Here is a 14,871-nt window from a genome sequence, read left to right as displayed (position 1 = left end):
CCGCCGAATTCCATGCATCGATCCTTGCTTTCTTCATCCGGGTTCCACAGGCATTTGAGGCCCTGATGAACGACCTCAAAACCGGCCTTGCCAAGAAGGTCATTCAACTTCGCTACCGATTCGCCGCTCCAGCCGTAGCAGCCGAACGCGGCCGCTTTTTTATTCCTGAACTTCAATCCTTCGATCTCCTCGAGAATACCGGCGGTGGAGCTCGATATACCGCGGTTTATCGTGGGTGAACCGACCAGTATCATCTTCGACCTGAACACTTCCGTTATGATGTCGTTCTTGTCGGTCTTCGATATGTTGAACAGTTTGATCGCGACCGTGCCGTTCGCCTTTTTCATGCCCGCGGCGATATTCTCGGCCATCACCCGCGTACCATCCCACATCGTGTCGTAGAGAATGGTTATCTGATCTTCCTGATAGTCGTTCGCCCACGCAATGTACTTTTCGACTATCTCTGTCGGCTTGTCGCGCCAGATGACGCCGTGACTTGGCGCGATGATGTCGATGGGAAGCTTCAACGCAAGCACTTCCTGTATCTTCTTCGCGGCGAATGAGCTGAAGGGCGTGAGGATATTCGCGTAGTATTTGATGCATTCGTGAAAAAGCTCGTCCCGATCTACGAGATCGTTGAACATGAACTCGCTCGCATAATGCTCTCCGAACGCATCGTTGCTGAAAAGGATATTGTCCCCCGTCAGATAGGTCGCCATGCTGTCCGGCCAATGGAGCATTTTCATCTCCATGAACACGAGCGACTTCCCGTTGCCGATATCGAGCGTATCGCCCGTCTTCACCGTCCTGAGATCCCATTTCTTATGATAGTGCCCTGTCAGCGACTTGACGGCGTTCTCCGTGCAGTAGATGGGCACATCGGGCATCTGCTCCATCAACTCGGGAAGACTGCCGCTGTGATCGATCTCGGCATGGTTCGCTATGACATAGTCGATCTTTTTGAGGTCTACCGCTTTCTTCAGTCCTTCGACATATTCCGCCGCGAACGGTTTCCATACGGTATCGATGAGCACCGTCTTCTTTTCCTGTATGAGATAGGAATTGTACGTGGAGCCTTTATGCGTCGAATACTCGTTGCCGTGGAATTTCCTGAGCTCCCAGTCTATTTTTCCCACCCATGAAACATTGTTCTTCACCTGCATGTGCATCGTTCTCTCCCGGAGATGATAGTTCCTTACCCCTCGAATTTACTTTTCTTTCCATAATAATCAATAGCACGGCCGCATGCATAGCATGGCCGCCGGCGATGATCGTCCGATAATTTCCGACCGCTGCCCGCAGCGAACGCCGAAACACATTGACGAAGCGCCCGGAACTGATTATACTGATGCAACGTGCGTTGACGGCCGGGAATACCGAGTACTGTCCGTTCATTGCAAGCCGATCCGTTTTGTGTTCGATACGAACGTATTCCACAGCAAGGACCGCAACGTGCATGTACGCCTCATCGCTCTTTCCCTTCTGACCGCTTCGCTCTCGTTCGCCGATATGGCGGCCGTCATTGAAAAGGACACGCGCGCGCTTTCCGCAAAGTCCCGCATCGTCGGGTCGGCGGGTCATGCCGAGGCGCACGCCTACCTCAGCGACGCGCTTTCGCGTATACCGAACATCACGATCATACGCCAGGAATTCACCACGGTCATGCCCGAGACGCATGCATCGATAACGCTCACCAGAAATACAAAAGCCCGTACCTATCCGCTCTATCCGGTGTGGCCGTCCGGTCCGCGGCTCAACACAACGACGGCGGAAGGGCTCTCGGGGAGAGCCGTGCATATCGGTGAAGGACGCTACGATGAGATACCCGCCGGGGACATACGCGGTGCGGTAGGCATTATCGAGAGCACAAGCTCGCGCGGAAGGGGCGACTGGCGCGCGGCGGCGAATTTCGGCGCAAAGGCGCTCATATTCCTTCCCACGACGAACAATATCTATCCGGGCATACGCGACACCGTGCTCCCCGCACCTATCGATTTTCCCCGCTTCTTCGCCGATGATGCTGCGCTTATAAAAGAGCTCCGCAAAGGCGGCGACATCTCCATTCACAGTGCCGGCGCATGGCGCGAGGTACGCGCTGAGAACATCTATGCGGTGATACCGGCGAAAGCGGGTTCCAAGGAAAAAAAAGCGCTTGTCATCGCGGTGCAGTTCGACGGCATGTCCGCTGTGCCGGAAAAGGCGTTCGGCGCCGATGCGGCCGTGGACACAGCGTTCGCGCTCGACTACGTACGCCGCCTTGCGAACGATCCCCCGCCCAGGCCTGTCGTCATCGCGTTCATCGACGCCTTTTCGATGAATCAGCGCGGCATCAACGAGATGCTCGCCGCGTTCACGCTCGTCGATGACCGCACGAAGCAGAAATACGATCAGGACGACAAGTCGCTCCTCGCGCAGTATAAAAAGATCGGAGCGCTCGCCCACGAGCTCGATAAAGCCCCCGCCACGATACGCGCAGTGCGCTATGAAGCGATACGCAAGTACATCGACGGCGAGGTGTCGAAGGAAGTGCTCATCATCGACGCCGACCTCTATGAGCTTCGGGCACAGAAATTCTCGCGTACGTCCACGAACGAAGCGGCGCTCGTCAAAAGCATCGAAACGCTCGTTGCCAAACGCAATGAATTCTACACCGCACGCAAGGAGCTTTTCGACGGCCGTCTTGCCGGCGGCGGCAATGCGCTTGCACGCGAGCTCTGGCGGCGCTGCCGGGAACGCATCGATGCGCAGATACGCGAGGCGCAAGCGGCGATAGCCATGACCGCACAGAGGAGTGCGATACGCGAGGAGCTCTGCACGGCATTCGGTCTTGCGAAAAAGGAGATACCGGTATCGTTCCTCATCGGCCTCGATATCTCCGACGCATCGACAGCGCTCGGCCTCCTCTCGCGCTGCGAACAGCTCACCTACGACGGCACCAAGCATGAATCGGTGTTCCGCCAATGGCTCATGAAACTTGAGAAGGAAGAACTTCTATCGCTCATACCCGCACGGCTCAGGCCCGCGCTCGATCTGTCGATGCTGCGTTCGCTCGATCACTACACTTCGTATACGCCGCATCAGACCGTGATGCTCACCTCGCCCGCGGAAAGTTTCGGCCTGCCCGCGGCTACGCTCGCATCGAGCGAAGGTGTGCGCGAACGCGTCGACACGCCGTACGACACCGCTGACCGCCTCGACTGGACGCGCATACGCCCGCAGGCGGAAGTCGCACAGATACTCTTCGACCGCATCGTCTACAAGACCGACTTTGCGCCGAAAAAATACGGCGCCCCGCGGTTCACCCGCATGAAAGGCATCATCGTCGATCAATCGCCGGGCGAAGCGCTTGCGAACATCCCGATGCCGGGATTCCTTACGTACTACATGTACGGCAGGGTGAATGACGGACAGGCGCTCACCGGCTACGGTCATACGTGGATACCGGGCATGCGCTATACCGAATTCCAGATAACCCGCACGGACGGCCGTTTCGTCTTCGATGTGCTGCCGTCCTACCGCCCCGAATGGCGCACCCGCTCGGCGCATATCCATGCGTACAAGCTTGCGGAAAACGGGCGCATCACCCGCGCACTCGACCTTAAGATGGAAGGCAAGGGCGCGAAGATGAACACCGACCTCTATACGCCTACGTTCTCGGACATGCGCGGCGTGGTGTTCACCTGCAAGGAAGCGGTCGCCTACGATCTCTACGACCCGCAGATACGCAACGGACTTCCCAACGGGAGCATCATCGATGCGCGCGGGGGGCTTGAGATACGCAAGCAGAACTACTCGGTGTTCGCCGGATACGCGAGCATATTCGTAGAACCCTCGGTCACATGGGGGCTTATCATGCGCAACGGCCTCGCCGGCAACCGCATGCTCTTGCTCGGCATTGATGATACGAAAAAGAACGCGGACATTGAGAAGCGAATGCGCGGCTTTGACAGCGGCCTCTCCGATCATTCCGCGGCGCTTTCCGCGCGGGATTATTTCGCGCTCAATGCGGACCGCCTCGCCAAGACGCGGGCGGCGGGCATCGTGAGCGAGACCATCGACGGGATCAACAGGGCATCGCGCCAGTATATCTCGAATATTGCAACGGCGTTCGCCGAGAACGACGGCAGGGCATACATCGCGAATGCGGGGCGCGCGCTTGCGAACGAAGTGCGCGTGTACTACGGCGTGCGCCAGCTCATGGATGACACCATGCGTGCGGCGATATTCCTCCTCCTCGCGCTCCTTCCCTTCTCGATATTCTTCGAGCGGCTGTTCTTCTCATCACCTATCATCTACAAGCAGATCATTTTTGCCGCGCTCATCTTCATCGTCATGGCCTTCATACTCTGGTCGTTCCATCCCGCCTTCCGCCTGAGCAGCCAGACGCTCATGGTGGTCATGGCCTTCGGCATCATCGCGGTGAGCGTGCTCGTCATCTCGGTCGTGTACTCGAAATTCAAATCATCGCTCGATGAATGGCAGAGCGGACGCGCGGAAGCGAGCGGCGCGAAAACATCGCCTGCCGGGCTTGCGGTGACCGCGCTCATGCTCGGCATAAGCAATATGCGTAAGCGAAAATTCCGCACCGTGCTCACGAGCATCGCGATAGTGCTCATCACCTTCGCGCTCGTGTGCTTCCTCTCGACGAGCTATTACAGCGACAGCGCGCGCTGGGACATCCCCGCGAAGCCCGTGTACAGCGGCGTCATGATAAAGCGTCAGTCGCAGTGGGGCATCGGCGGATACATCCTCCCCTACCTTGAGACCATCATACCGAAGGACACGATGACCGCGCCGCGCTACTGGTGGTTCTCCGCATCGCAGCCGACATGGCGCGAACATATCAAGAACCCGCGCACCGGCGCGACTATCGGTGTAACGGCGGTGCTCGGGCTTCACACCAATGAATCGCGCTTCACCCCGGTGGCGAAACTCTGCCCGAACTGGGACCGCTTCGCCGCGAAGGACGGATGCTATCTCCCGGCAAAATCCGCGGCATCGCTCGGGGTAACCGCCGGTGAAACAGTGCTTATCTCCGGTATGGCGTTCACGCTTCTCGGCACTTACGATGCAAAGGCGTTCGATGAATCCATGGTCGACATCGACGGACAGGCGGTCACACCGCCGGATTTCTCGGGACTGTCCGCCGAAGAGTTGAATGCGATGATGCGCATGATGAACGATCCGCTCATGATGATGGGTGCAGGCGATCAGTCGGATTTCCATCAGACGACGGCGACCATTTCGAGCGAGAAATGCATCATCATACACAGCGACATGATCGGCCGCATCGGGCGCCCGGCGCTCGGGAGCATCGTGATGCAGACGGCCTCCGGTCATGAAGCGCTCGCCGACGACCTCGCCAAACGCTTCGTCTTCCCGATATTCTACGCGGAGAACAATGCGGTGAAGGCCATCGTAAGCAAGCCCCTCACGCCGCGCGTACCGCGGAACATCCTTATACCGATAATCATCGCAGGGCTTATCATCTTCAACACGCTCTTAAGTTCCATTACGGAACGAAGGAAAGAGATATACATCTACACGAGCTTAGGCATGGCGCCGTGGCATATCGGCTTTCTCTTCGTCGCAGAGGCGATAACCTACGGGCTCATGGCATCGATATTCGGCTACATCATCGGGCAGGGGGCGGCATCCGTGCTCACCAACGCGGGGCTCCTCTCGGGGATAACGCTCAATTACTCCGGCTCGCAGACCATCATGGTGATGCTCATCGTCATGGGCATTGTCATTGCGGCGTCGCTCATACCGGCGTACCTCGCGAGCAAGGTGGCAATGCCCTCAACGAGCATGCATTGGGCATTACCCAAGGCCGAAGGCGATATGCTCCGCACGAACATGCCGTTCACGGTCACCGAGAAAACGGCCAACGGCGTCATGTACTATCTCTACGAAAACTTCGATGCGCACAAGGAAGGCGTCATCGGTTCGTTCACCACAAGCGATTCGGCGGTCAAACGCACTGACGGAAAGTTCTTCACGCTCACGACCACCGTGTGGCTCGCACCGTATGATCTCGGCATACGGCAGGACGTCACGGTCACCGTGGAGCCCACGGCGGACAACACGGTGTATGAGCTCAGGCTTGCGATCGAACGGAAGTCCGGCGAGGAGCGCGGGTGGTGGCGGCTCAACCGTTTCTTCGTCGGCACGCTCAGAAAGCAGCTCTTAGGCTGGCGCAAGCTCAAGAAGGATTCGATAATCGGCTACATCAACTGCGCGAAAGCGGCGCTGGAACGCGCCTGATGCCGTATAACACAGAAGGAGAATGTCCGTCATGTCGATAAAAGAGGACAAGGAGTTCCAGGAATTCCGGGATATCATGAAAGCCCCCGGTACGTTCGAGGACGGGGTGAACTGGCGCACCATCATCATGGCGCTCTTCGTGGGTTTCCTCATGACGCCCACACAGATGTACATGCAGCTCGTCGCCGGCATCGAGATGGGGCCCGCCGCGCAATGGGTGACCGTCATCCTCTACATCGAGATCGCGCGCCGCGCGCTCACCAAGATGAAGCGCCCGGAGATATTCGTGCTCTTCTACATGTGCGGCGCCGTCATACACTCGGGTGGCGGCCTTCTCTGGCAGCAGTTCCTCGTGCAGAGCCAGGAGATGCAGAAGCTCGGCATCGCCGAATACATACCGACATGGTTCGCGCCGAACGATCCGAACGTGCTCGCCCAGAGGAGCTTCTTCATGGCTCCGTGGATGATACCCCTTCTCCTCATGACGCTCATGCTCTTCGTAACAAGGCTCGATCACTTCGGTCTCGGCTACATCATGTTCCGTCTTACCTCCGATGTGGAAAAGCTCCCCTTCCCCATGGCGCCCGTCGGCGCGATGGGGATGACCGCGCTCGCGGACGCGTCCAATGAAAAGGACACTTGGCGATGGAAAGCGTTCTCCATCGGGGCTATCGGCGGTGTCGTTTTCGGTTTCATCTATCTTGCGATACCGAATATCACCGGGGCGATACTCGCCAAGCCGATAAAATTCCTGCCGCTGCCGTTCGTCGACATCACCAATTTCACCGAGAAGGCGCTCCCGGCAATGCCTTTCATGATAAGCTTCGACCTCACCTTTGTCGTCACCGGCATGGTGATGCCGTTCTGGGCCATGGTCGGTTCGTTCATCGGCCTTGTCTTCACGGTGATACTCAATCCCGTACTGTATCATACGGGAGTGCTGAGGTCATGGCAGCAGGGCATCGGCGGCATTCAGACGATACAGTCGAATATCATGGATTTCTATTTCAGTTTCGGACTGGGATTAAGCTTCGCTATCGCCGCCATCGGCATCATCCATATCGTATCGACGATGCGCGCGGGCAAAGGAAAGTCGAACATCGATTGGGGAAAATTCTTCCGTCCGCCGGAAGGCCGCGGCGATATACCGCTCTGGGTGGCCTTCCTCATCTATGTCGGTTCTACCGCGATATATATCGGCATTACCTACTGGCTCGTGAACTATGTATCACCGCCGCTTAATGGCACGAAATTCCCGATGTGGCTCCTTCTCTTCTACGGCTTCGTCTACACGCCGTTCATAAGCTACATTCATGCCCGCATGGAAGGCGCGGTGGGACAGCATGTGAGCGTACCCTTCGTCCGTGAAGCGACATTCATTCTTTCCGGCTACAAGGGTGCAGCGATATGGTTCGCGCCGATACCGCTCCACGATTATGCCAGGCAGACGCAGTTCTTTCGGACCACGGAGCTTACCGGCACGAAGTTCACCTCGCTCATCAAGGCGGAGATACTGATATTCCCCATCATGCTCATCGGCGGCGTGCTCTTCAGCCAATTCATCTGGCAGATCGATAATGTACCGAGCAAGATGTTCCCGTACGCCAATGAGTTCTGGGAACTGCGCGCGTATAACGCAGGACTTATCTACTCCTCGACACTGCCGGGCGAAGCGGCAAGTCCCTTCCGCGATGCGTTCCGCCCCGAATTCCTCGGTGCGGGTCTCGGTCTCGGGCTTATCGTCTATCTCATCCTCACGTATTTCGGGCTCCCGATATTCCTCGTCTACGGCGTGGTCAAGGGGCTCGATCAGACACTCCCCCACGCGATACTCCCCATGTTCATCGGCGCGCTCATCGGGCGTTTCATATGCCGGAGAAAATTCGGCGAGGAGTGGCCGCATTACCGCATCGTATTCGCCGCGGGCTTTTCCGCGGGTATAGGGCTTATCACCATGCTGAGCATGGGGTTCGTTTTCATGAGCAAAAGCGTCGTGAAATTCCTTTTCTAGGAGACTCCGTGAACGATACGCGCACACTTGCCTGGGCCGGCTGGAAGATGACGATACCGTCGTCCTGTTTCCCGCTCGCGATAACCGGCGCGCATGAAGCGGGTGCCATGATGGTCGGCACGACGTCGCTTGCCGTCATGCAGATAAAGTGGCGCATCGCCTCCGTTCCGGATGACAGCACGGCATGGGCGCTTCGCCGCGTAAAACGGATACTCAAACACCCCGTCGTACAGGACGCCCCCGCGCGTTTCGATTCGGTGCTCGCGTCGGACAATGCGGATATCAATGCCGCCTCACGCCTGGTCTGGGTCGGTGCAATGCGTACCGAACGCCTTCTTGTCGAGATAGTGATGAACGTGTCCGCAGGAAAATCCGCGGTGAAGTCATTCATGTCGATAACGGTACCGTCGATAGCCGGATCGGATGACGGGGCCGTACGCGAATGGTCGATATTCGATGCCTTCTTCGCAGCGCCGAAGGATGCCCGGCTCGTATCGCGGCGTCTTTATGCAGGGGACATCATGCTCTCGCTCGCGGATACACGCGGACGCAAGCTCCTTCTCCGCCAGGTATATCCCGCAACGCTCGCGCTCGAACGCCAGCCCCTCGCGGCATGGCTGTCCGACAACGCGGTAAAACGCACGATGCGCCGTGTGAGTTCGCTCAAGGATTCCCCGCGCGGTGAACACAGTGTCATACGCATGGGCGATCATGCGCTCCCGCCGCCGCTCTCGCTCTTCGGACGGCGCTATACCGCCGCCGCCGTTACGCACGACACGGCGCGCGACCGGCTGCTGATAGCGGCTGAGGAATCGCATGAACCCCTGACGGCATCGTCCGTTGACGCGCTCATCGAGCGGATGAAGGTGCAGCATGTTCGGTAAGAAAAAACCGGCGATAAGCCGCGAGCGCGCCTTCGCCGCGAAGCCGAAGAAGCTCCCGACCGTGCGCGTCCTGCCGCAGGAGAACGGCGGCATGCGCGTAACGGTAACGCTCACACGCCCCGCCGTCATACGCTTCCTTTCATCGGAAGCCACGTACGAAAAGACCTACGAGCTCGATTCCGTCGGCCGCATCGTCTACGATCAGTGCGACGGGAGCCGCCGCGTAAGCCTCATCGTACGCGAGTTCGCGAAAAAATATACCATAGGCGAAGCGGAGGCGGAGACCGCCGTTGCGCAGTTCCTGTCGATGCTCATGCGCAAAGGACTTATCGCTATGTCTTTGGAGGACAGCAATGGCTGATGCTGACGCGAAAAAGATAACGGCTGCACGGCAGAAGGACCTCTCGTTCGGCAAGACCGTCGCCATAGCGTGGAAGAACATACGGATACGCTGGCTTCGTTCCATGCTGGTGACAACGAGCATCGTCTTCTCGCTCGCCTTCCTCACCTACTCCCTCGGGAGCGACGTTTTCGTCGAGGGCGTCATGAAGAACATGAGCCCCGAGCACATACAGAAGCTCGTGAACACCGGCGTCCTCAACCCCGCCGGTGCCGAGAGCGCGAAGAGCGCGAACATGCTCATGGTGGTATTGGCGCTCCTCATCTGCTTCGTCGGTATTCTCAATGCGATGATCATGAGCGTGACCGAACGCTTCCGCGAGATCGGCACGATGAAATGCCTGGGCGCGCTCGATTCGTTCATCATCAAATGGTTCCTGCTTGAGACCGTCATGCAGGGCATCATCGGTTCGCTCATCGGCCTCGCGGTCGGCTTTGCGGTCACTTTCATCGGCGCATGGGCCACGTTCGGGAACATTCTCGGGAAGATAATCCTCCCCGATCGGCTCCTTACGGTAGCTGGCATATGCTTCATCACCGGCGTTGCGCTCGCCGTGCTCGGGGCGCTCTATCCCGCATGGCAGGCGGCGAAGATGCTCCCGTCGCACGCGATGCGCTCGGAACTCTAGGAGGATACATGACGGCGGCAGAGAACGACACGCTCGAGATGACCGATCTCCTTGACGCGTATATCGTACGCGCCATCGATGTTCGCAAATCGTTCAAGTCGGGCGATGAATGGCTTCACATACTCAACGGCATCAATTTCTCCGTCAAGCGCGGGGAATACGTCTCCATCATGGGCCCCTCAGGAAGCGGCAAATCGACACTGTTCAACATGATCGGCGGGCTCGATAAACCCAACGAGGGGAACATATTCATCGACGAGGTGGACATCGCCGCGCTCGATCCGTTCGAGCTTGCGTGGCTGCGCTGTCATAAGGTCGGCTACATCTTCCAGACGTTCAATCTCATACCGGTGGCGACAGCGCTCGACAATGTCATGCTCCCCATGCTCTTCTCCGGCATGCAGGAATCGGAGGCGCAGGACAAAGCGGCCGATATACTCCGCAAGGTCGGCTTGGGCGACCGCATACTCCATAAGCCGCTCGAGCTTTCCGGCGGGCAGCAGCAGCGCGTTGCCTGTGCGCGGGCGCTCGCGAACGACCCGGCGATAATACTCGCCGACGAACCGACGGCGAACCTCGACGAAAAGACGGGACAGAACCTCATCGATCTCTTAAAGGAGATATGCACGACCGAGAACGTCACCGTCATCTGCGCGACGCATGACCAGAAGATGCTGAACGCATCGAAACGCGTCTTCCTCGTACGAAGCGGACAGGTGCGGCAGATCGAGCATTCCGAAGTGATAAACGAATTCTTCAAGAAGGAATAGCCATGGCGGACGATATCATCATCTCGGCGCGGGGCGTCAAGCGCCTCTTCACGCGCGGCAAAGAGGACCTCTGGGCGCTCAAGGGCATTGACCTCGATATCTACCGCGGCGAATATCTTTCGATCATGGGCCCCTCGGGGAGCGGGAAGTCGACGTTCTTCAATATCGTCGGCGGGCTCGATTCGCCCACCGAAGGCACGGTGACCATAGACGGTACGGCGCTCTCGGACATGGACACGCATCAGATAGCGTATCTGCGCTGCCACAAGGTCGGCTACATATTCCAGACGTTCAATATCATCGAAGTGATGACCGCGCTTGAGAACGTGATGCTCCCGCTCTTCTTCGCCGGCGTATCCGACAAAGAGGCGAAGGAACGCGCGATGTATCTCCTTGAGCGCGTGGGATTGAAGGAGCGCGCCGACCACCGGCCCGATCAGCTTTCCGGCGGCCAGCAGCAGCGGGTGGCGATAGCCCGTGCGCTCGCCAATAATCCGACGATAATACTCGCCGACGAGCCGACGGGGAATCTCGATCTGAAGACCGGGGAAATGATGATAGCCATGTTAGGCGAGATCAAGAAGGAATTCGGCATCACCATCATCAGCGCCACCCACGACCACAAGATGCTCTCGGCATCCGACCGTATCGTCTACATCGTCGACGGGAATATCGCGGAGATCAAGGACCAGCGCGCCGCAAAGGCGAAATAATCCACAGGAAAGGAATCCATCGTGCGAATGCTCATGGCAGTACTCATCGGCATCATCGGCTCTCTCATCATCTGGATAGTGACGCCGTTCAACAACTTCTCCCTCAATAACGGCTATATCACCGACAGTTATCTGCCGATAGCGGCGCTCGCGCTCATGCTCATCATAGTACTCGTTATCAACCCGGTCATCGGGCTTTTCTCGCGCGAACGGATGATGAAGAAGCGCGAACTGGGCATCATATTCGCCATGCTCCTTCTCGCAACGATAATACCGGGTCAGGGGCTCATGCGCATGCTCCCCTACACCCTCGCGCGCACGGTGACCGAGGCGAACGGCAACAGCGCCTTCGCGGCACTCCTCGCAAAACTGAATCTCCCCGCGGCGCTTTTCCCCGGCAGCACCGCCTACGGCGCATCGAATCCCGCCTCGGAAAAACTTTTTCTCGGGCTCCCCGTGAACGAAGCCATCCCCTGGCAGGCGTGGCTCGCGCCGCTCGCAAGCTGGGGCGTGTTCACCATGTTCACGTGGATAATGATGGGTGCCATGGCGCTTATCGTCTATTCGCAGTGGCGCAAGAACGAGAAGCTCTCATTCCCCGTCGTCGAGGTGCAGGAAGCGTTCATCGCAGAACCCGCGCCGGGAAAGCTCATCGCCGATATCTACCGGAGCAAGTCGTTCTGGACGGGCTTCATACTCGTAACCGCGCTCTATTCGTTCAACATGCTCGCCGCATATTTTCCCGACAATGTCCCCGCGCTCCCGCTCATCTTCGATATTACGGGAGTGTTCACCGAACCGCCGCTCTCGTATCTGCCAACGCAGTTCGTGAAGGTGCAGATATTCTTCCTCTTCATCGCCGCGGGATTCTTCATGTCCTTCCGCATGGGCTTCTCGATATGGGTGTTCACCGCCATCTATAATTTCTACAACGCCTTCGGCCGCATGTATGTCCCCAACTTCAGCCCGGCCTCGGTGAGCGATCACCGCTACGGCGGCATGCTCGTACTCACCGCATACATTCTCTGGACAGGCCGCGCCTACTGGGCGTTCGTGCTCAAAGCGATGTTCCTCCGCGTGCGCACCGACGAGGGAATGCGTAACGCCTTCGCCGGCTGGGCGTTCGTCATCGGCACGGCGGGCGGGATCCTCTGGATGTGCTGGATAGGCCTCGGTCTCTGGGCGCTTTATTACACCTTCCTCACGTTCATGATAACGCTTCTCATCATGCGCTTCATCGCCGAGACGGGCATGCCCTTCATGCGCATCGATACCGGCCAGCGATCGTTCCTCATGGACCTCTTCCCCGGTTCGATGATGACCGGTGCAGCGGCGTATTTCTCAGGCATTCATCCCCTCTGGACATCGCACGGCTCACGCATGAATTTCGGTGCGCTCATCCTCCACGCGATCGGCATCAATGACGATGCACCCGACCGCGCAAAGGCGCGTCTCGCGACAGGGCTCCTTCTCCTTTCCATCGTCGGCATCATCGTCGGCGGGGCGGCACATCTGGTGAGCGCCTACCGCGCGACACCCGGCATCGCAGGATATGAATCGATACAGTGGGGATCGGAGACCATCGTCAATGCGCAGAGCTACGATCTTTCGCGGCTTGATAAGAACATGTACGGCAAGGGCATTACGCATAATCGCCCGCTCCATATCGCTGTCGGCGCCGTGATAACCGGCGCGCTCCAGTGGCTCTGCATCACCTTCCCGTCATGGCCGCTCCACCCCATCGGCATCATCATCGCGATGACGTGGTTCGGCCAGGTAAGCTGGCTCTCGATACTCATCGGCTGGGGGATCAAGGGTCTTCTCGTGCGCTTCGGGGGCTCGCGCCTCCTCAGACAGGCCAAGCCCTTCTTCATCGGCATCATCGCCGGAGAGGTGATAGCCTTCCTTCTCTGGGCCGTAGTGGCCGCCGTGCTCGCGTTCAACGGGCTGCCGTATGTGAAAGTGGAATTCCAGCCGAAATAAAAGGGGTAATTATGGAAGACGCATCGAAGGGGAAAAAGCTCACCGCGCTCCGTGTCGCGGCAGCGCTCGCCGCCGGCTTCATCGGTGCCGTCATCATCTGGATAATAACGCCGTTCAACAACTTCACGCTCTACAACGGCTATATCTCCGACAGCTATCTCCCGGTCACGGCACTCTTCATCATGATCGCGGTCATGCTCATCATCAATCCCCTCATCGGGCTCATCAAGCGGCCGCTCATGTTCACGAAGCAGCAGCTTGCGATAATGTTCGGGATACTGCTCATCGCCTGTGCGCTCCCCGGCGACGGACTGCTCCGCGTGCTCCCCTACAGTCTCTCGAAAACGACAGTGGAGATAACCACCGGGAAGGAATATGCGGACGCGTTCAACCGCATGAAGATACGCCCCGAGCTTTTTCCCGGGAAGACCGAGTACGGCGCGAATAATCCGCAGGCGGAGAAGATGTTCACGGGGTTTCTCAAGGACGAACCGCTTCCGTGGGGCGCGTGGGTGAAGCCGCTCGTGAGCTGGGGGATATTCATACTCTTCTGCTGGCTCATGATGGGTTCGCTCGCCGCCATCGTGCTCCCGCAGTGGCGCGATAATGAGAAGCTGCCGTTCCCGCTCGTGGAGGTGGCACAGTCATATATCGAGGAGCCGGAGAAGGGGCTTCTGCCGGAACTGTATAAAAGCCGCGGGTTCTGGATCGCGTTCATCGCGATAGCGGCGCTCCATTCGATGAACATGCTCGCGCAGTACATGCCCGATCGCGTACCGGCGATACCGCTCACGCTCGACATCACCGGCATTTTTACGCAGCCCCCGCTCGTCTATATACCGGGGACATTCTTCAAGACGCCGATCTATTTCATCTTCATCGCCATGGGATTCTTCATGCCCTTCCGCATGGGGTTCTCGATATGGTTCTTCTCGCTCGCCTATGCCCTCTATTCCGCGCTCGGGCGCACCTATGTCCCCAATTTCAGCGCGCTTACCGTGAACGATCACCGCACCGGCGCCATGCTCGTACTCACCGCCTATGTCATCTGGCTCGGCCGCGCGCATTGGATGATGGTCGTCAAAAGCATGTTCTTCCGTCTCAAGGGCGATGCCGCCTTCCGCGATGCGCTTTCCGGCTGGCTTTTCGTCATCGGCTGCGTCGGTATGATCGGCTGGAAGCTCGGGTTCGGTGTCGGCGTGTTGGCGCTCATCT

General features: G+C 58.2%; 10 protein-coding genes. 9 read left to right on the top strand and 1 reads right to left on the bottom strand.

Features of this window, described 5'->3' with window-relative positions; genetic code table 11:
• Positions 1-1,169, bottom strand: a 1,169-nt coding sequence (locus tag AABZ39_20865) for an anaerobic nitric oxide reductase flavorubredoxin (GenBank protein ID MEK6797240.1), incomplete at its 3' end; no start/stop codon positions are given.
• Positions 1,170-1,245: 76 nt separating this feature from the next.
• Here AABZ39_20865 and AABZ39_20860 point away from each other — a divergent pair.
• The 9 genes from AABZ39_20860 to AABZ39_20820 form a co-directional block, all read left to right on the top strand.
• On the top strand, positions 1,246-6,267 hold the full coding sequence (locus AABZ39_20860) for an ABC transporter permease (GenBank protein ID MEK6797239.1): 5,022 nt from the start codon (positions 1,246-1,248) through the stop codon (positions 6,265-6,267).
• A gap of 31 nt (positions 6,268-6,298) precedes the next feature.
• On the top strand, positions 6,299-8,278 hold the full coding sequence (locus AABZ39_20855) for a peptide transporter (protein ID MEK6797238.1): 1,980 nt from the start codon (positions 6,299-6,301) through the stop codon (positions 8,276-8,278).
• Positions 8,279-8,286: 8 nt separating this feature from the next.
• The gene (locus AABZ39_20850; GenBank protein MEK6797237.1) at positions 8,287-9,162 is read left to right on the top strand and encodes a hypothetical protein; all 876 of its coding nucleotides are present in this window, start codon (positions 8,287-8,289) and stop codon (positions 9,160-9,162) included.
• On the top strand, positions 9,152-9,523 hold the full coding sequence (locus tag AABZ39_20845; protein MEK6797236.1) for a PqqD family protein: 372 nt from the start codon (positions 9,152-9,154) through the stop codon (positions 9,521-9,523). Before AABZ39_20850 ends, AABZ39_20845 begins: the two co-directional genes overlap by 11 nt.
• Entirely contained in the window at positions 9,516-10,190 is a 675-nt protein-coding gene (locus AABZ39_20840; protein MEK6797235.1) for an FtsX-like permease family protein, read from the top strand. The genes AABZ39_20845 and AABZ39_20840 overlap by 8 nt, the downstream gene beginning before the upstream one ends.
• A gap of 8 nt (positions 10,191-10,198) precedes the next feature.
• Entirely contained in the window at positions 10,199-10,960 is a 762-nt protein-coding gene (locus AABZ39_20835; GenBank protein MEK6797234.1) for an ABC transporter ATP-binding protein, read from the top strand.
• 2 nt (positions 10,961-10,962) lie between these two features.
• The gene (locus AABZ39_20830; GenBank protein ID MEK6797233.1) at positions 10,963-11,673 is read left to right on the top strand and encodes an ABC transporter ATP-binding protein; all 711 of its coding nucleotides are present in this window, start codon (positions 10,963-10,965) and stop codon (positions 11,671-11,673) included.
• A 27-nt stretch (positions 11,674-11,700) separates the two neighbouring features.
• The gene (locus tag AABZ39_20825; GenBank protein MEK6797232.1) at positions 11,701-13,656 is read left to right on the top strand and encodes a DUF6785 family protein; all 1,956 of its coding nucleotides are present in this window, start codon (positions 11,701-11,703) and stop codon (positions 13,654-13,656) included.
• Positions 13,657-13,667: 11 nt separating this feature from the next.
• A partial coding sequence (locus AABZ39_20820; GenBank protein ID MEK6797231.1) for a DUF6785 family protein occupies positions 13,668-14,871 on the top strand: 1,204 nt, incomplete at its 3' end.

It is taken from the genome of Spirochaetota bacterium, from assembly GCA_038043445.1.
Classification (GTDB): Bacteria; Spirochaetota; Brachyspiria; order Brachyspirales; family JACRPF01; genus JBBTBY01.
The sequence above is the reverse complement of the archived record's forward strand: the minus strand, read 5'-3'. Positions and strand labels throughout refer to the sequence as shown.

Excerpts from the sequence above, each read along its gene's own strand:
- AABZ39_20840 (MEK6797235.1), top strand. The coding sequence starts at position 9,516 with ATGGCTGATGCTGACGCGAAAAAGATAACGGCTGCACGGCAGAAGGAC.
- AABZ39_20835 (MEK6797234.1), top strand. The coding sequence starts at position 10,199 with ATGACGGCGGCAGAGAACGACACGCTCGAGATGACCGATCTCCTTGAC.
- AABZ39_20830 (MEK6797233.1), top strand. The coding sequence starts at position 10,963 with ATGGCGGACGATATCATCATCTCGGCGCGGGGCGTCAAGCGCCTCTTC.
- AABZ39_20860 (MEK6797239.1), top strand. The coding sequence starts at position 1,246 with ATGCATAGCATGGCCGCCGGCGATGATCGTCCGATAATTTCCGACCGC.
- AABZ39_20825 (MEK6797232.1), top strand. The coding sequence starts at position 11,701 with ATGCTCATGGCAGTACTCATCGGCATCATCGGCTCTCTCATCATCTGG.
- AABZ39_20855 (MEK6797238.1), top strand. The coding sequence starts at position 6,299 with ATGTCGATAAAAGAGGACAAGGAGTTCCAGGAATTCCGGGATATCATG.
- AABZ39_20845 (MEK6797236.1), top strand. The coding sequence starts at position 9,152 with ATGTTCGGTAAGAAAAAACCGGCGATAAGCCGCGAGCGCGCCTTCGCC.